Source organism: Rhodovulum adriaticum, assembly GCF_004345735.1.
GTDB lineage: Bacteria > Pseudomonadota > Alphaproteobacteria > Rhodobacterales > Rhodobacteraceae > Rhodovulum > Rhodovulum adriaticum.
In genome coordinates, this window is record NZ_SLXL01000018.1 from 21,257 (window position 1) to 38,509 (window position 17,253).

Consider the following 17,253-nt stretch of genomic DNA (forward strand, 5'->3'; position numbering starts at 1 on the left):
TGAACGGGGTCATCCTGTCACGGCTTGGCGGTGGCGGCTAGTCCCTGGGCGCGCGGATCAGCGAGCCCGCCCCATGATCGGTGAAAAGTTCCAGCAGGCAGGCATTGGGCGCGCGCCCGTCCAGGATCACCACCGCGCGCACACCCCCGGCGATGGCGGCCAGCGCGGTTTCGGTCTTGGGGATCATGCCGCCGGCGATGATCCCGGCCTCTGTCAATTCGCGGATATGGTCCGGGCTCAGTTCGGTCACGACCTCGCCGCTGGCATCCTTGACACCCGCGACATCGGTCAGCAGCAGCAGGCGGTCGGCCTTCAGCGCGGCGGCGACGGCCCCGGCGGCGGTGTCGCCGTTGACGTTGAAGGTTTCGCCATTGCGCCCGGCGCCCAGGGGGGCGACCACCGGGATCATCCCGGCCTCGAACAGCTTGTGCAGGACGGCCGGGTTGACGTCTGCGGGGGTGCCGACAAAGCCCAGCGACGGATCGGTCTGGTCGCAGGTCATCAGCCCGCCATCCTTGCCCGACAGGCCCACGGCGCGGCCGCCCTGGTCGTTGATCGCCTGCACGATGCGTTTGTTCACCCGGCCCGACAGGACCATTTCCACCACCTCGACGGTGGCCGCGTCGGTCACGCGTTTGCCGCGGACGAATTCCGATTCGACGCCCAGACGCGACAGCATCTCGTTGATCATGGGGCCGCCGCCATGGACGACGACCGGGTTGACGCCGACCTGTCGCATCAGCACCACGTCGCGGGCAAAGCTTTCCATCTCGGCGTCATCGCCCATGGCGTGGCCGCCGAACTTGATGACGACGATGGCGCCGGTATAGCGCTGCAGGTAGGGAAGCGCCTCGGACAGGGTCCGGGCGGTGGCGATCCAGTCGCGGTTCATGGCGGTCTGCTTTTTCATGCGGGCGGTCCGTGTTCTGGCCCCGTGTGTTATCTCGCGACCGGGCATGTGCCAAGGGTGATTGTGTTTTTGCTGCGGCTGCATAGGCTGCGACCGAAAGGAGACGAGGTCATGGAGCAGAAGATTCTCTTGCTGACGGGGGCCAGTCGCGGCATCGGGCATGCGACGGTCAAACGCTTCTCGGCCGAGGGGTGGCGGGTGCTGACCTGTTCGCGCCGCCCCTTCGATCCGCGCTGCCCCTGGCCGGGCGGGGCCGAGGACCACGTTCAGATCGACCTGTCCGACGCCGCCGCCACCATGCGCGGGATCGAGGTTGTGCGCGGCAAGCTGAAGGCGGGCAAGCTGCATGCGCTGGTCAACAACGCCGCGATCATGCCCCGGGACGAGGAAGGCGGACGCCTGAACACGCTGGACACGGACATGCATGACTGGGGCAAGGTGTTCAACGTAAACTTCTTTGCCTCGATCGTTCTGGCGCGGGGGTTGCAGGACGAACTGGTCGCCGCGGGGGGCGCGGTGGTCAATGTCACCTCTATCGCGGGCAGCCGGGTGCACCCCGTGGCGGGGGCCGCCTATGCCACGTCCAAGGCCGCGCTGGCCGCCCTGACCCGTGAAATGGCCCATGATTTCGGGCCGCTGGGTGTGCGCGTCAATGCCATCGCCCCGGGCGAGGTGGAGGGCATCCCGCCCGGCCCGGAAACGGATCGCATCGTGGCCGAACTGCCCCTGGGCCGGCTGGCCCGCACCGAAGAGGTGGCCAACGCGATCTATTTCCTGTGCTCTGACCAGGCCAGCTATGTCACCGGCGCCGAGATGGAGGTCAACGGCGGGCAGCACGTCTGAGGATCAGGCGATCCCGGCGATGATGGCGCGCAAGGTGGCGATCCCGTCGCCCTTTTCCGAAGAGGTCAGCACCAGCTCGGGAAAGGCCGCCGGGTGTTTCGCCAGCTTTTCGCGCACCTGCGCCAACACGCGCGTGCGGTCCTTTTCCTTGACCTTGTCGGCCTTGGTCAGGACGACCTGGAAATTCACCGCGGCCCCGTCCAGCAAGGACATGATTTCCGCGTCCACCGGTTTCACCCCGTGGCGCGCATCAATCAGCACAAAGGCCCGGCGAAGGCTGGCCCGACCCGCCAGATAGGCCTTCAGCAGGCGCTGCCAGCGTTCCACAACAGCGACAGGCGCCTCGGCATAGCCATAGCCGGGTAGGTCGACCATGTAATACTGATCGCCCAGCGTGAAGTAGTTGATTTCCTGGGTCCGGCCCGGCGTGTTCGACGCCCGCGCCAGCCCCTTGCGTCCGGTCAGCGCGTTGATCAGGCTGGACTTGCCCACGTTGGACCGCCCGGCAAAGCAGATTTCCGGCCGGTCGTCGGGCGGCAGCCCGTCCATCGCGACGACGCCTTTCAGGAAATCCACCGGCCCGGCGAACAGCTTGCGCCCGCGTTCGGCGGCCACCGGCTCGGGTGCTTCGGCCAGGGGGAAGGGAAGGGGGCTCACAGCAACTCCAGCGTATCGGTCAGCGCGACGCGGCCCGGGGCCACCACCACGGCATAGACGCCCAGATCGGTATGGCCCCACTGGTCCTGCAACACGCCCAGGGTGTCGGTGTCTATGGTGCCGGTGTCGGGGTTGGTCATGGTCGCCTTGCACCGCCCGATCCGTTCGCGCACTTCCAGCTCGGCCTCGCCCAGGCGCAGGCGGCGGCCGATCCAGTCGAATTCCTCGAAGGGGGCGGTCCCCTCCACCCAGAAATTGCCGCGAAAGCGCAGGGGCGACAGATCACGGCCCGCCGCGTCCGACAGCGCCCGCAGCGACGACATCCCCAGGATGCTGACCGAGGGGAAGGGGCTGTCGGTCATCCCCCGCCCCGGCACCCGCACCACCCGGGCCGAGGCCGCGCGATCGGCGGGCATCAACGGCGCCACCCAATCCAGAAAGGTTGCGGCCTCACGGTCGGGGGAAAACGTCAGATCGGGGCGGTCGGGATGGGTCAGGGTGACCGTTTCGCGCGCCTCGTCCAACCGGGCCTTGATCGCCATCAGTTTCGGCGCCTTCGCCCCGCGCGAAAAATTCGCGCAGGGCGCCCAGTCTTGCCCGTCGGTCTTGGCCACCTCGTGCGCGACGGCCCATGTCCGGTCCCAGGGCATGGTCTGCCCGGCCTTCAGCGTCACCGCCTCCAGCGCCTCGGCGCCGTGCCCCTTGATGGGGTGGCGCCAGATGGCGGCCAGCCGCGCGGTCATTTCTTGTCCGGTTCAGGCTTGGCGCGCTTGAAGCTGGACTTGATGTTGCCGAACACGTCCGGTTTGTACCCGTGGCTGCGCATGATCGCGTATTGCTGGATGAAGGTGATCGTGTTGTTCGCGATCCAGTACAGCACCAGCCCGCTGGCAAAGCCACCCAGCATGAACATGAACACCCAGGGCAGCCAGGCAAAGACCATCGCCTGTGTCGGGTCGGTCGGCGTCGGGTTCAGCTTTTGCTGCAACCACATCGAGATGCCCAGCAGCAGCGGGAACAGCCCGATGAAGATCAGCGCCAGGAAGCTGCCCGCTTCCGGTGCCGCCCAGGGCAGCAGGCCGAACAGGTTGAAGATCGAGGACGGGTCAGGCGCCGACAGATCCTTGATCCAGCCGATCCAGGGCGCGTGGCGCAATTCGATCGTGACGAAGATCACCTTGTAAAGCGAAAAGAAGACAGGGATCTGCACAAAGAGCGGCAAGCAGCCCGCGGCGGGGTTCACCTGCTCTTTCTTGTAAAGCGCCATCATCTCTTGCTGCAGCTTCTGGCGGTCGTCGCCGCAGCGTTCCTTCAGCTCCTCCATCTTGGGCTGAAGTTCCTTCATCTTCGCCATCGAGGTGTAGGACTTGTAGGCTAGCGGCAGCAGGATCGCCTTGATGATCAGGGTCAGGCCGATGATCGCCCAGCCCATCGAACCGGGAATGCCCAGATTGGCGAAGGCCCCGTTCAGCCAGTGCAGCAGCCAGAAAATCGGCTTGGTAAAGAAGAAGAACCAGCCCCAGTCGATCGAGTCGATGAAGCGGAAGATGCCCTTGTCGGTCTCGTACTCGCGGATGGTTTCCCATTCCTTGGCGCCGGCGAACAGCATCGTGTCGGCGGTGGCCGCGGTGCCGGGGGCGACCGTGATCAGCGGCAGGCGGGATTCGACCTGGTAGATATCCGCACCGTCCACGTATTTCGCGACCGAGGTGAACCGCTGCCCCGGCGAGGGGATCAGCGTGGTCATCCAGTACTTGTCCGTGAACCCGATCCAGCCGTTTTCCTCCACCGGCGCGATTTCGGCCAGGGCGGCCTCGCGGTCGACGAAATCCATGTCGCGCATGTCGCCGTAGTCGATCTCGCTCAGCTCCGTGTCGGTCTGGCGGACCACGCCCTCGTGCAGGATGAAGAAGCGCGAGGTTTCAGGCTCGCCATGGCGGGCGACGATGCCGTAGGGCGCCAGGCGCACGGTTTCGCCGGTGGTGTTTTCCACGCTTTGCGATACGGTGAACAGATAATCCTGGTCCACGCTGATCGTGCGACGGAAAATCAGCCCCTCGCCATTGTCCCAACGCAGCGTCACCGGGGCATCGACGTCCAGCGTATCGCCGCTCTCCACGGTCCAGACGGTGCTGGCGCCGGGCACATCCTCATAGGCCAGTTGGCCCGCCGGCGCCCAGCCATAGAGCGCGTAATAGGGTTTTTCGCTGCCGACCGGCGCCAGCAGGGACACCAGCTCGGAATCGGGGTCAAGCGTTTCGCGGTAGTCCTTCAGGGCAAGCTGGTCGATACGCCCCCCCAAAAGCGAGATCGAGCCGGTCAGCCGCGGCGTGTCAATCTCCAGCCGGGCCGCCGGATCGGCAGGCGCGGCGGGGGCTGCCGTTTCCGGCGCGGCGGCCGGCGGTGTGGGCGCAACCCCCGGCAGGGCGGGCGCCCCGGCGACCCCGCTTTCGGCGGCGATGGTTTCGGTGGGCGGCAGCGTCTCTTGTTCTGGCGGCGGGAACAACAGGAACCAGACCAGGATCACGAGGAAACTAAGCGCGGTTGCGAGGATGAGGTTCTTGTTCTGATCGTCCATAACGGGCCGCCAGCCTTTGCCTGAGGAAGGTCGGGTTGGTTCAACAGAACGCGGCCCCCGAGGTCAAGCTGTTTTCCCGACGCATGAGGCCCACGCCCGCCCTTGCCCGGCCCGCGCGCCTGCGATGTCGGTGGCGCCATGGGTATTTGGGCCAAGAAGAAGACCGATGTACCTTCTTCTTGGGAAAAATACCCAATTTCCCGACGCGGCCACGGGCGCGGCGTCAGAGGTCTGGCAGATCGCTCCCCACGGGCGGCGTGCCCAGGTTCAGGCCCGCGAAATCGAACAGTTTTGGGTCCAGCAGGTGGCTGGGCCGCGCGTTCATCAGGGCGCGGAACATCTTTTGGCGGCGGCCGGGGTGGTTGGCCTCCCACCCGTCCAGCAGGGCCTTGACCTGCATGCGTTGCAGGCCGTCCTGGCTGCCGCACAGGTTGCAGGGGATGATGGGGTAGTCCATCGCGCGGGCGAATTTCTCGCAATCGGCCTCGGCCACATGGGCGAGCGGGCGGTAGACGAACAGGTCGCCCTCTTCGTTCACCAGTTTCGGCGGCATCGTCGCCAGGCGCGAGCCGTGGAAGAGGTTCATGAAGAAGGTTTCCAGGATGTCGTCCCGGTGGTGGCCCAGCACCACGGCCGAGCATCCCTCTTCGCGTGCGATGCGGTAAAGGTTGCCGCGCCGCAGGCGGGAACACAGCGCGCAATAGGTCCGGCCCTGGGGGATCTTGTCCATGACGATGGAATAGGTGTCCTGATACTCGATCCGGTGGGGCACCTGCATGCGCGTCAGAAAGTCTGGCAGGACGGTCGCCGGAAAGCCGGGCTGGCCCTGGTCCAGATTGCAGGCCAGCAGGTCCACGGGGAGCAGGCCGCGCCATTTCAGCTCGTGCAGGACGGCCAGCAGGGTAAAGCTGTCCTTGCCGCCCGACAGGCACACCAGCCAGCGCGCGCCGCGTTCGATCATGCCGTATTGCTCGATCGCCTCGCGGGTCTGGCGCACGATACGCTTGCGCAGCTTCTTGAACTCGGTCGACGAGGGCGCGCCGTGAAACAACGGGTGGATGTCGTCGGCGTTGTCGAACATCAGCTTTCGCCCTTGTCCTTGGGGTCGGGCACCGGGTCGTAGCCGCAGCCGCCCCAGGGGTTGCAGCGCGCGATGCGCTTGACGGCCATCCATCCCCCCTTGATCGCGCCGTGTTTTTCCAGCGCCTCCAGCGCGTAGGCCGAACAGGTCGGCTGATAGCGGCAGTTGAACCCGATCCAGGGGCTGAGGATCAGCCGGTAGGCGCGGATCGGCAGGGCGAACAGGCGGGCGAGCGGCGTCATTGGCTGTCTCCGTGCACCTTGGCCAGCGCCCGGCGCAAATCGTCCTGCATGCGAGCAAAATCGCGCGTTGCGGTCGCGTCGCGCCGTCCGATCAGGACGTAATCCCAGCCCGCGCGCCCATGTGTGGGCAGGACCGCGCGCGCGATTTCGCGCAACCGGCGCTTGGCGCGGTTGCGGGCCACGGCGTTGCCCACCTTTTTCGAGCAGGTAAAGCCCACGCGGATGCCCTGTGCCGGTTCATCGGGGGCGCGGCGCCGGGCTTGCAGCATAAAGGCCGCCGCGCCCTGTCGCCGGGCGCGCGCCGCGCGCAGGAAATCGGCGCGCTTCTTCAATACTGTCAGGCATGACGAAACCGCCGGATGCGCGGTTGCGGCCTCCGGCGTTTCGGGTGCCACACCTGCCCCCGGCGGTGTCATCATGTCACGCGCTGGCGTTGGAATTACGCGCTCAGCTTTTTCCGGCCGCGGACGCGGCGGGCGTTCAGGATCTTGCGGCCGGCCTTGGTGGCCATGCGCGCGCGGAAACCGTGGCGCCGCTTGCGGACCAGGTTCGAGGGTTGATAGGTGCGTTTCATCGCGCTTCGCTCCGTCAGATCAGGCCAGATCCATAGCGGATTCGAAGGCCCCATGTCATTCGAAACCCGGTCTTTAGGGGCTGAGTTCGGCAAAGTCAATTCGCCCTGGCCCGGTTTTACGGCAACAAGGGCGCTTTACTTGCAAGCGGCGTGTTATTGCCCGGTTGTCATCGCAGCACAAAGGGCTGTTAGCCTTTCACCCCCTATCAAGGCCCTGTGAGGGGCCTGTCACCGCCCGCGGCCGGGTGCATCTATCATGTGCGGAACACCGAAGGACGACAAGATGAGCGATACACCCCAAGACGGCCGGGCGGCCCCGTGGCGCAGGCTGCCCCTGATCGTAGTGCTGCTGGGCGCGCTGGTCGGGGCGATAGCCTTGCGCGACCAGTTGTCCTTTGCCGCGCTGGCCGAGAATCGCGAGGCGTTGATCGCCTTTCGCGACGCCAATTACGCGGGCACCGTGCTGGGGTTCATTGCCGTCTATGTGCTGATCGTGGCGTTCTCGCTGCCCGGCGCGACGGTCGCGACGCTGGCGGGCGGGTTTTTGTTCGGGGTCTTTCCGGGCGTGTTGTTCAACGTGGCGGCGGCCACCATGGGCGCGGTGCTGATCTTTTCGGCGGCGCGCCTGGGCTGGGGAGAGCGGCTGTCGGCCCGGCTGGATGCCAGCGAGGGGCGTATCCGCCGCCTGCGCGAGGGGCTGCGCGCAAACGAACTGTCGGTGCTTTTCCTGATCCGGCTGGTGCCGGCGGTGCCCTTCTTCGTGGCGAACCTGTTGCCCGCGCTGGTGGGGGTCGGGCTGGGGCGGTTCGCCTTCACCACCTTTTTCGGGATCATGCCGGGGGCGCTGGTCTACACTTGGGTCGGGGCCGGTCTGGGGGGCGTCTTCGCGCGCGGTGAAACCCCCGACCTTGGGATCATCTTCGAGCCGCAGATATTGGCACCCCTGCTGGCGCTGGCGGCGCTGGCCGCGCTGCCGATGGTGGTTCGACTGTTTCGCCGCAAGGAGGTCTAGGCCATGGCGCGGATCAAGACGGATCTATGCATCATCGGCGCCGGGTCCGGCGGGCTGTCGCTGGCGGCGGGCGCGGTGCAGATGGGCGCGCGCGTCGTTCTGGTCGAGGGGCACAAGATGGGCGGCGATTGCCTGAACTATGGCTGCGTGCCCTCCAAGGCGCTGCTGTCGGCCGCCCATGTCGCGCAGACGATTCGCGCCGGGGGGTGCGGGATCGCGGGGGCAGAACCGCAGGTGGATTATGCCGCCGCCATGGATCATGTGCGCCAGGCCATAGCCACAATCGAACCCCATGACAGCGTCGAACGGTTCGAGGGGCTGGGCGTGCGCGTGATCCGCGGCTGGGGCCGGTTCACCGGCCCGCGCGCGTTGCAGGTGGGTGACGACGTGATCCGTGCCCGGCGCTATGTCATCGCGACAGGGTCGCGCCCGGTGGTGCCGCCGATCCCTGGACTGGGTGATGTGCCCTACCTGACGAACGAAACCCTGTTCGATCTGCGCACCCGGCCCGATCACCTGCTGGTCATCGGCGGCGGCCCTATCGGGCTGGAAATGGCGCAGGCCCATGCACGCCTGGGCGCGCAGGTCACGGTGATAGAGGGCGCGCAGGCCCTGGGGCGCGAGGATGCGGAACTGCGCGCGGTGGTGCTGGACCGGCTGCGGGCCGAGGGCGTGCGGATCGTCGAGGGCGCGGCGGTCGAACGGGTGGCCGGCACGGGCGGCGCGATCACGGTCCAGACGGGGCAGGGCGCGTTTACCGGCACGCACCTGCTGGTCGCGGTCGGGCGCAAACCTGCACTGGACCAGTTGAACCTGGACGCGGCGGGCGTGGAGGTGAAGGACGGGCGCCTGAACCTGGATCGCGGGCTGCGCACGACCAACCGCCGGATCTATGCCATCGGCGACGCGGCGGGCGGCGCGCAATTCACCCATCTTGCGGGCTATCAGGCCGGGGTGGTGATCCGCCCCATCCTGCTGGGCCTGCCCGCGCGGGCGCGGGCCGATCACATCCCCCGCGTAACCTATACCGATCCCGAACTGGCCCAGATCGGCCAGACCGAGGAGGAGGCCCGCGCCGCCCATGGCGACAGGCTGACCGTCGCGCGGTCCGAATTCGCGGGCAATGACCGCGCGATTGCAAGCGGCCGGACCCACGGTGCGATCAAGGTAATGGTGGTCAAGGGGCGGCCCGTGGGTGTCGCCATCGCCGGGCCGGATGCGGGCGAGTTGATGGCCCCCTGGGCGCTGGCGGTCGCGAATGGCTTGAAAATGGGCGCCGTTGCCGCCACGGTTTTGCCTTATCCGACCCTCGGGGAGGTTAACAAGCGCGCGGCGGGTGCCTATTTCTCGCCCAAACTATTTGAAAATCCGTGGGTGAAACGGGGCGTCAGGCTGGTGCAGGCCCTCGTCCCCTAGCCCGCGGGGGCATAAGGCGGCGATGGTCCTGAACTCACTTTCCGGCCGGTTCCTGCTCTTGACGATCATTTTCGTCATGCTGGCCGAGGTGTTGATCTTCGTTCCTTCCGTCGCGCGGTTCCGCGAGGATTTCCTGCTGTCGCGGCTGGAACGGGCGCAGATCGCCTCGCTCGCGCTTCTGGCCACGGACGAGATGATCGGCCCCGAGCTGGAGGCCGAGTTGCTGGAAAACGCGGGCGTCTACAACGTGGTGCTGCGCCGCGACCAGGCGCGCGAACTGGTGCTGTCCTCGCCCATCCCCGAACCCATCAGCGAAAGCCACGATTTGCGCGATGCCGGCCCGCCCCGGCTGGTGGCCGATGCGCTGAACCGGCTGGCTGATCCCACCCCGCGCATCATCCGCGTGATCGGCGAACCCGTACGCGAGGGCGGCCAGCTGATCGAGGTGACGATGAACACCGCGCCGCTGCGCGCGGCGATGATCGAATACGGGCTGCGCATCCTGCTGTTGTCGGCGGTGATCTCCGTTCTGACGGCGCTGTTGTTGTTCCTGGCGGTGCAGCGGTTGCTGGTCCTGCCGATCAAGCGGGTGGTGCGCGCCATGCAGGTCTATTCCGAGGCGCCAGAGGACAACCGCCGCATCATCGTGCCGCGCGCCTCTGTCCGCGAGTTGCACGAGGCCGAAACCACCCTGCAATCGCTGCAAACGGAACTGACCGCCGCCCTGCGCCAAAAGGAACGGCTGGCCCAGCTGGGCAGCGCGGTTGCCAAGATCAGCCACGACCTGCGCAACATCCTGTCCACCGCGCAACTGTTCGCCGACCGGATGGAGGGCAGCGAAGACCCGACGGTGAAGCGCGCCGCGCCCAAGCTGGTGGGGTCTATCAGCCGGGCCGTGAACCTGTGCGAAACCACGCTGGCCTTTGGCCGGGTGCAGGAGCCGCCGCCCAGGCTGGAACGGGTGGCGGTGGCCGCCATCGTGGCCGAGGCGCTGGAGGCCGAGCAACTGGCCGCCGCCGACAGCGAGATAGAGTTCGTGCAAGAGGTGCCTGCGGGCCTGATCCTGCGGGCCGATCCCGAACAGCTGTATCGTGTTCTGTCCAACCTGATGCGAAACGCGCGCCAGGCGATTGCGGCCCAGGGTCAGCCCGGCCGGATCGTGATCCGCGCCGACGAGGATGAAAACACCTGGACGATCGAGGTCAGCGATACCGGCCCGGGCCTGCCCCCCAAAGCGCGCGAACACCTGTTCCAGCCTTTCCAGGGGGGCACGCGCAAAGGCGGTACGGGCCTGGGGCTGGCAATTTCCGCCGAACTGGTGCGCGGCCATGGCGGCCGGCTGGATCTGGTGCGCACCGGGGCAGAGGGTACGGTTTTCGCCATCCGCCTGCCCAAGGGTGCCACGCTGGTCGCCGCCGTTCCGGCACAGTGAGTTTTGCGGATTTCTTGGAATTCGCCCCTTGCAAAGCCCGGCAGGCGGCGATAGATGAAGCCTCCACGCGCTGGTAGCTCAGTTGGATAGAGTACTTGACTACGAATCAAGGGGTCGGGGGTTCGAATCCTCCCCAGCGCGCCACTCCCCTCTAGAAAGTCTTGAAAAACAAAGGTTTTCTACCGTTTTTGTCTAAGGTCATGCAGCTATTAGACAATGCTCCCCCTCTTCCGTGCCGTGAGAGCAGCTGTTGGGCGTGGAATCGCGGATAAGAAATTCGCTTGCACGTGGCCATTTTGTAACGGCCAGAGATTGTTGCGGGCACGTCGGAAATCGCGGCGGTTGGGGCTTCGATCTGCCGATCATCCTGTTTTGGTAACCTCGCGCTTTCTGATTTGATCGCGAACCTCCACGTGAGGTTCTGAATACGAAGAGGGCCCACCACAACGTGGTGGGCCCCCTAAAGGCGGTCGGTCGATGAAACGGGTCAGAAGAACTCCCCAGTCTCCAGGACCGAAGGACTCGGTGTCAGCAGGAGGCGCCGGTTTACCCTCTTCGTGTAACGCTCAACCTCTTTCAGGGATTCATGCCCGCTCCATGCGGCGATCTGGTGCGTGGTCGCGCCGCGCTCGGCGTGAAGGATCATGCGTGACTTGCGAAGCCCATGTGAGCTGCGATCTTCGGGAAGTGTAGCCTCGGTTGCCGCCTCCGAGAACCAGCTTGAGGCTGCCTTTCGCGATCGCTGCTGCCCAAAGATCGTCTGGATAAAGAACATCCGCCCGTCACCCATCGCCTCGAGGGCCCGGAGCAAGTGATCGCGGTCTTCCGGGACGGCGAAGTCCGGCAGATCGCGGTACAGCGGTACACTCACATCGCTTTTCGTTTTCTGCTGAATGAAGTTGATCCAGCCCTCGGCGTCGATGTTCTTGGGGCCGAGGCCGACGGCATCCGACATGCGGCACCCGCACCAAAAGATCGTTTCGAAGGCCGCGCGCTGTTCGGTTCCGTAAGTCCAGCGCGCGCGGAAATTTTCGATCTCGGCGAAGGTCCAGGGGATATGGCCTTGGGTGCTTGGCGTGCTGACCTTCTGGATGCCCGTTGTCACGTCTTCTGCGACGATTTCGGCGTAGGTGGCGAATTTGAAAAGGGCGCGCCAGGTCTTGAGCCGCTCGTTTGCCGGGTTCGGCGACAACGCGCCCATGTCGGCCTTGATATGCCGACTCTCGATGCGATTGAACGGAACCTTCCCGATCGCGCCGTCTTTCTGGCAGCAGAGGCGGTTCATGTCCCGGCGTCTTACGTCTTGATAGCTTTCAGACAATTTCTTGAAATCGTTGCTTGCCATGTACCGGCTGACGACGTGCTGTACGGAATTCACAACGACATGCTTAGGCGCTGCCTTCGGCTTCAACCCGACCTCCGCTTCGAAATAGGCGGCGAGGAAATCCGGGTGATCCTCAGGCAAATGTGCGGGAAGAGGCGTGTTCGTTGCGCGGTGGTACACGTAGTATTTTCCGCCGATTTCGTACCGTTTCAGGCCCTTCAATTTGGCGCCCCGACGCCGAAGAGGCTGTCCACCTCGGCGCTGTTCGTGCTGTTCGCTCTGCAATTTGCTGCTCCTTCGTAGGGGAGTTCATCCGCCCAGGCATCGAGATCGCGAATGTCGAAGAGCTTGTTTCCCTCCGACACACGCCGAGGGATCCCCGTTGTCAGCAGCTTGCTCTCGGATATCCCGAGGTAATGCGCGGCAGCCGGTGCTTTCAGAAGCCGCGGTGCAAACGCGAAACTACGCGACATCGCCATCTCCTCTCGGCAATTGAACATCGCCGTCCAAGCTCCTGCTGATGGTCACCCATCGCGCTGACTGGCCGAAAAGTCTGTTTTCGGCGAGGTCCAGGTTGAGGGGTATCGGCATGCTCGGTCTTGATCCTGTGGGGTGTTTCCGTTGGTCTGGAGGACGAGGGAGGCCCCGTCCGACGAGAACGTTGTTTCGTGTTCCCAGAGACGGAAACGCGAAACGTGATTTTTCTTCGGGTGCGGGCCCGCGGCCCGCACCCTCGCGCATAAACAGCGCTTTCTTTGAGGGGTTCAGCTCAGCCCGAGGATAAAGCGCTCCGCCGCGAGGCGGTCGAGAACGTCCTGCCGCAGTGTGAGGAACGCTTCGAGCCGGTCGACGAGGGTCGAGAGCGCGCGGCCGCGGGCGCTGTATTCGACGACTTCCTGCACGATGCCAACCGAGTCACCCTCGGGGTCATGGAACCCGATGAATTCGCGGTGGCGACCGATTTCTTCGTTATCGCGCAGGACGCGGAGCCGACCGAGGGCGGCTTCGAACCCGCCTTCGAAGCGGGGGGCGAAGACGCGCCCATCGCGAAGCGGTGCGAGGCAGCGATCGAGGAATCCATCGTCTTGGCTGTCGCCACAGGGTCGTGTTTCCTTGAAAAGCAAAGCAACACGGCGCCCCGCGCGGATGGCATCCACCACCTGATCCTCGAGATTCTGGGACTTTTTCTGCATGGAGTATCTCCTCTCATGGTCCGCCCCGCACCATGCGGGGCGGGGTCAATCGGAGCCGGCCCCGAAGGGCCAGCTTGGAGAGGATCAGGCGGCGTCTTTGTAGCAGGGCGCGTGGCCGATATCGGTTTCCGCGACGGGGGCGAGTTCGCCCTGAGCGATCGCGCCCAGAACGTCGTAGAGAGCGTCCGCGAGAAGGCATATGTCCTCGACGACCGGGTCGGCAGGGGCGATTTCGGCAAAGCAGGCTGTCTCGACCCGGTCGGGATCGCCGACATTCTTCAGCGTCAGAAGCGCATGCAGATCGACCAGGCGCTGGCGCATCCGGCGCGTCATGCGGTGGCTTTCGCCGACCATTTCGATCAGGTCTCGGCTGCGCCGATATGCCTGCTCTCCGCCAAGAAGGCGGCTGGCATTTAGAAGCGCGCTCTCATGTTCGAAAAAGAATGCGCGCACCGCTGCCATCTGCGCATGATCGTTCGTTGTCATTTGTCCGTGTGACATGTTCGGCTCCTTCGGCCATGCCGTCGCCCTGTGCGACAGCGTCAATCAGACCCCGGGGCACCTCCTTTCCTGGGTCTGTCTGTGATCCGATGCTTCGATGGCAGCAGGCGGGGTTAGAAACGCACCGGATCGTTTTCAAGGAACGCGATGCCCTGCATCGCGCGGTCTCATCCAAGAGGCCGCGCGGGCAGGGCGTCGTGTCGGGAGTGTTGGGCGTTGGGACTCGTTTCTAGTGAGATTTGGGAATCCAGCGCTGGATCAGCAGGCCTCGACGAACTTCTGTTCCGCGCCAATTCCGCCGGGGCGACAACCTTGCCATGACCTCTTCGATTCTACCGACGCACCATATGACCGCGTCAGGCTAGGATTGCGTCGGTTCTGCCCTCCCGGGGTTTGGGGGCGCCAAGCTTCTGTTGCAGTAGTGTGGAGGCATGGCGCCGATCCGGTTACGATACCACCATAAGGGTCGCGGGGGGCTCCAGCTGCGCGGTTACATGGCTCTTGTCTTTTGTTTCGGAACACGTTTCTTTCTTCGCCTCCGCGTCCGGAAGATCTGGGTGTTCGCCTCGACCTGCGCCGCAGCGTTGCCGGTCGATTGCGCATAGGTTCTGGACGCCGAGAACTGGTCGGCCATGCGTGTGTATTGCCCTGTGATGGCCCTCGAGCGATGCCCCAGGATCACGGTTGCCAGCGCCGCTTCCTCCGGCACGCTGGCGACTATGAAATTGCCCGCCGCATGCCGGAAAGGATGTGCCGTCATCCGCTTACCGAGCCGCTCCTCGGTGAGCCTGCCGATCCCATTCGAAAGTGTACTGCCGACAATGGCACACCCGTCAAAGCCAACGAACAGGCGGGTCTCGCCCGGCTTCACAACAGCTGCGCGATGTCGCGCGATGTAGGCGCCAAGGCACCGCACACACTCCGCGCTGAAGACCCGCGTGTCAGGATCGCCGGTCTTCGTCTCGACGCCATCGACTCGAAGCGCCGCGAGGGAGGCAAGGAGGTTTTCGCCGAGTTCGACGGATGCAAGCGAACCGATGCGCATCGGCGCTTCGGCAAGTATGATGATCGCGAGGCCGGTTCTCGCGAGGGTATGGGCCTTCGTGAAATCGCGAGGGGTGCGTGCCGCGTCGAATGCCCTGTCAGCTTCGGCGAAGATCTCCAGGCCGAACATGCGGATTTCGTCGACAGGTAGGGCACGCCCGGCGTTGCGCGACGGCGATGCCTCTGAGAGCTTCTTCATTCTGTGCTGTGTCTTGACCAGCCAGGTCCAATTTCTTTCGGGAAAGATCACCCGCGCGAGCGCATGCAAGCCGATCAGATCGATGTATGCGGTCGCGGGGCGGGCGCCTCCTGCCTGAAGATGCGCCAGATAAGTCCGCACGCCCGCGGACGTGACATCTAGCGACAGATCTTGCGCCCGGCAGACGTCGAAATAGCGTCCCATGGTCTCAATACGCCGTGTGATGGTTGCCGGCTTCCACGCCTGCACCAGCAGCCCGTCCTGGAGACCGTCAGGATCGATATGAAGCAGGGGCACGGCCTTGGCCTGCCACGCCGCGGCGAACCGCGGTAGATGGCGTGTCAGATGTGCGGCAAGATCGCCACGACTATTCCGCGCGGCTTTGGGTCGGCGCGCGCGCGTGACCTGGAGCGCCGCGGCCCGATCCGGGAACAGCAGGCCCAATACCTGCCGCATGGCGGCTTCGACGCTTTTGCGGCGACTCTCCGAAAGGCCTGTGCAAGCGGCCTCCATGCCCGCGGGCGTGACATCGAACGGATCTTCCGCGCACAACACCCACCGGCCCAGCGCCGCGCCAAGACGCTTGTCCTGGGCCGGTGACAGGCCGAGTTCGTCGAAATGCGCCCGCAAGACGCAGGGCCAGCTCTCGCGCGGGGCGGTGACGCGGTGTCTAGCCATTCTTCGGTTCCAGTTTCTTGAAGTTTATCTTCGCGAGGACCTGGCGCTGGCTTTTTTGCAGCAGGTGCAGATATCGCCGCTGGGCGATGATCGCGTTGACCTCGGCGTAATAGCTCTGCGTTGTTTCGATCTTCTCGTGCCCGAGCAAGATCCGCACCAATTCCATGGCACTGGGGTCCTGGTCGAGGATGATCTTTCCCGCGAGGTGGCGCAGGACATGCAGGTTCAGGTCCAGTCGATACTCTCTCCAGAGTTGCTGTCGAAACGTGTTGTTCGCCTTGCCCTTCGAAATATGTCCGAGCCCCGGAGGGAAGCGGTTCTCCTTATCGTCCTTAACGGGGAAGCCGGGAAACAGGTGCGGGTTTTCCGGCCGTGCCTTGGCAAGGCGACGCGCCTCAGGCAGGAACTTCTCGATATATAGCTTGAGCATCCTGACGGTTTCCGGATCAATCTCAACGCGGATTTCGACAAGGGCTTTCGTCTCGATAGCAGGGATATGAAGAATGCCGGGACCTTCGCCGATTGGCAGGATGAGGTGGGGATCGTCGCCGGTATAGCGGAGTCCCACCATGCCCATTCGGCGTAAAGGACCAACGAATTGGGCTATACGCAGGAGCAGTGCATTCCGAGCAAACGCGATGTGTTTCTGGTTGGGTCTGCGTCCACTTTCGATACCTCTGCACGCCTTGTCCCAGAACCCTCCCGGGGATTCGAAATAGCGCCTTAGCCTGGTCTCATCCGCGAACGCCGCAAGCTTCTTGGCATGCCGCTTGCCGATGCGCCGTGGTGCATAAATCCGCTTCTTTTGCCCGTCCGCACCCAGTTTCACCGCAATGACCATGGGGTCGATCGAAACCTTAAATTCCGACAACGCCTCGAGCCTTCCGGGAGCGAGTTCAAAGTGCCGCGCGATCGTGTGGAGCGTTTCGACAAGCCCATGCTCGTAACGCCCCTTTTCCTTCGGATTGAACGTCTCTCCTTTTGACTCGGCACGGTCGCGCCGCGCTTTGCGCACGGCCAGAACCAGAGCCCGCGCGACATCGACATCAAGGAGGTCCTGAAGAGTTCCGGGGATGCGTGTAATCCGGGGGTCATTCGAGGCCGCGTGCCATGCGCGCTTCACCGCATCCCGCCAGTTTTCCTGCGTGCCGGGCTCCAGGATCGGCGCACCCTTGTCTACGTCGCCTGCGGTGACCTTCTCATTCTCAAGACCGAATTCCGCGTACTCATCGATCTCATCATCCGGCACGAGATCACCCCAATCCGCCTGGGCACGCACGGAAATCGCGCGGGCAAGGTAGGTATCGAGCGGCTCCCGGATCGTATCCGGCACATCGGCCCATGACACATCGGGGAGGCGTGGGATCTGGACGGAGGGCAGCGGCAAAAGCTTGTGCGCGCCGGCCATCCGCGCGGTTTCGTTCCACGCCCGGGCAAACCGACGGAGCTTTTCCTCATGCGTTTTCGAATGCAGGGTAAGCCCCCGATTTGCACCGCCTGCCTGAAGGTGGCGTGATCGCCTAAGACACGTGCATAGCGACGTCGCAAATGACGTCTCTTACGTGGAGG

General features: G+C 64.7%; 18 protein-coding genes and 1 tRNA gene. 5 read left to right on the forward strand and 14 right to left on the reverse strand.

The genetic code is table 11. The annotated features are described in order from the left end of the window. Window positions 1-37: 37 nt before the first annotated feature. Window positions 38-910: an acetylglutamate kinase gene (argB, locus tag EV656_RS15490; protein ID WP_132605654.1), complete on the reverse strand. Its 873-nt coding sequence runs from the start codon at window positions 908-910 to the stop codon at window positions 38-40. Between the two features lie 111 nt (window positions 911-1,021). Here argB and EV656_RS15495 point away from each other — a divergent pair, with 111 nt between their 5' ends. Continuing rightward, a complete protein-coding gene (locus tag EV656_RS15495; RefSeq protein ID WP_132605656.1) occupies window positions 1,022-1,753 on the forward strand; it encodes an SDR family NAD(P)-dependent oxidoreductase in 732 nt (243 codons plus the stop codon). Window positions 1,754-1,756: 3 nt separating this feature from the next. On the opposite strand, the gene yihA is transcribed toward EV656_RS15495, so the two are convergent. The 7 genes from yihA to rpmH all read right to left on the reverse strand — a co-directional run bounded on the left by yihA (window position 1,757) and on the right by rpmH (window position 6,885). Then, window positions 1,757-2,410: a ribosome biogenesis GTP-binding protein YihA/YsxC gene (gene yihA / locus EV656_RS15500; RefSeq protein WP_132605658.1), complete on the reverse strand. Its 654-nt coding sequence runs from the start codon at window positions 2,408-2,410 to the stop codon at window positions 1,757-1,759. Further along, the gene (locus EV656_RS15505; protein ID WP_132605660.1) at window positions 2,407-3,153 is read right to left on the reverse strand and encodes an MOSC domain-containing protein; all 747 of its coding nucleotides are present in this window, start codon (window positions 3,151-3,153) and stop codon (window positions 2,407-2,409) included. The genes yihA and EV656_RS15505 overlap by 4 nt, the downstream gene beginning before the upstream one ends. Next, window positions 3,150-4,988 carry a membrane protein insertase YidC gene (gene yidC, locus EV656_RS15510; protein ID WP_132605662.1) on the reverse strand — a complete coding sequence of 613 codons (1,839 nt, stop codon included), beginning with the start codon at window positions 4,986-4,988 and terminating at the stop codon, window positions 3,150-3,152. The genes EV656_RS15505 and yidC overlap by 4 nt, the downstream gene beginning before the upstream one ends. 223 nt (window positions 4,989-5,211) lie before the next feature. Further along, entirely contained in the window at window positions 5,212-6,069 is an 858-nt protein-coding gene (gene ttcA, locus EV656_RS15515; protein ID WP_132605664.1) for a tRNA 2-thiocytidine(32) synthetase TtcA, read from the reverse strand. After that, complete coding sequence (yidD, locus tag EV656_RS15520; RefSeq protein WP_132605666.1) at window positions 6,069-6,311, reverse strand: membrane protein insertion efficiency factor YidD; 243 nt, start codon at window positions 6,309-6,311, stop codon at window positions 6,069-6,071. Before yidD ends, ttcA begins: the two co-directional genes overlap by 1 nt. Continuing rightward, a complete protein-coding gene (gene rnpA / locus EV656_RS15525; protein ID WP_132605686.1) occupies window positions 6,308-6,727 on the reverse strand; it encodes a ribonuclease P protein component in 420 nt (139 codons plus the stop codon). The genes yidD and rnpA overlap by 4 nt, the downstream gene beginning before the upstream one ends. A gap of 23 nt (window positions 6,728-6,750) precedes the next feature. Then, window positions 6,751-6,885: a 50S ribosomal protein L34 gene (rpmH, locus tag EV656_RS15530; protein ID WP_132605668.1), complete on the reverse strand. Its 135-nt coding sequence runs from the start codon at window positions 6,883-6,885 to the stop codon at window positions 6,751-6,753. A 283-nt stretch (window positions 6,886-7,168) separates the two neighbouring features. On the opposite strand from rpmH, the gene EV656_RS15535 reads away from it, so the two are divergent. From EV656_RS15535 to EV656_RS15550, 4 genes are all read left to right on the forward strand, one after another. Continuing rightward, window positions 7,169-7,897: a TVP38/TMEM64 family protein gene (locus EV656_RS15535; RefSeq protein ID WP_132605670.1), complete on the forward strand. Its 729-nt coding sequence runs from the start codon at window positions 7,169-7,171 to the stop codon at window positions 7,895-7,897. A gap of 3 nt (window positions 7,898-7,900) precedes the next feature. Next, window positions 7,901-9,313: a dihydrolipoyl dehydrogenase family protein gene (locus EV656_RS15540; protein ID WP_132605672.1), complete on the forward strand. Its 1,413-nt coding sequence runs from the start codon at window positions 7,901-7,903 to the stop codon at window positions 9,311-9,313. Window positions 9,314-9,335: 22 nt separating this feature from the next. Continuing rightward, a complete protein-coding gene (locus EV656_RS15545) occupies window positions 9,336-10,745 on the forward strand; it encodes a sensor histidine kinase (protein ID WP_132605674.1) in 1,410 nt (469 codons plus the stop codon). A gap of 67 nt (window positions 10,746-10,812) precedes the next feature. Continuing rightward, window positions 10,813-10,889, forward strand: a tRNA-Arg gene (locus EV656_RS15550). Window positions 10,890-11,232: 343 nt separating this feature from the next. Here EV656_RS15550 and EV656_RS15555 read toward each other — a convergent pair. The 6 genes from EV656_RS15555 to EV656_RS15580 all read right to left on the reverse strand — a co-directional run bounded on the left by EV656_RS15555 (window position 11,233) and on the right by EV656_RS15580 (window position 17,092). Then, the gene (locus EV656_RS15555; RefSeq protein WP_132605676.1) at window positions 11,233-12,291 is read right to left on the reverse strand and encodes a tyrosine-type recombinase/integrase; all 1,059 of its coding nucleotides are present in this window, start codon (window positions 12,289-12,291) and stop codon (window positions 11,233-11,235) included. Next, a complete protein-coding gene (locus EV656_RS15560) occupies window positions 12,288-12,542 on the reverse strand; it encodes a helix-turn-helix transcriptional regulator (RefSeq protein WP_242469108.1) in 255 nt (84 codons plus the stop codon). Before EV656_RS15560 ends, EV656_RS15555 begins: the two co-directional genes overlap by 4 nt. A 291-nt stretch (window positions 12,543-12,833) precedes the next feature. After that, window positions 12,834-13,262: a hypothetical protein gene (locus EV656_RS15565; RefSeq protein ID WP_132605678.1), complete on the reverse strand. Its 429-nt coding sequence runs from the start codon at window positions 13,260-13,262 to the stop codon at window positions 12,834-12,836. A gap of 84 nt (window positions 13,263-13,346) precedes the next feature. Next, window positions 13,347-13,724: a hypothetical protein gene (locus tag EV656_RS15570; RefSeq protein ID WP_132605680.1), complete on the reverse strand. Its 378-nt coding sequence runs from the start codon at window positions 13,722-13,724 to the stop codon at window positions 13,347-13,349. A 529-nt stretch (window positions 13,725-14,253) separates the two neighbouring features. Then, window positions 14,254-15,684, reverse strand: a complete 1,431-nt coding sequence (locus EV656_RS15575; protein WP_132605682.1) for a tyrosine-type recombinase/integrase — start codon at window positions 15,682-15,684, stop codon at window positions 14,254-14,256. Next, window positions 15,677-17,092, reverse strand: coding sequence for a site-specific integrase (locus tag EV656_RS15580; RefSeq protein ID WP_132605684.1), 1,416 nt, complete (start codon window positions 17,090-17,092; stop codon window positions 15,677-15,679). Before EV656_RS15580 ends, EV656_RS15575 begins: the two co-directional genes overlap by 8 nt. Window positions 17,093-17,253 lie beyond the last annotated feature (161 nt).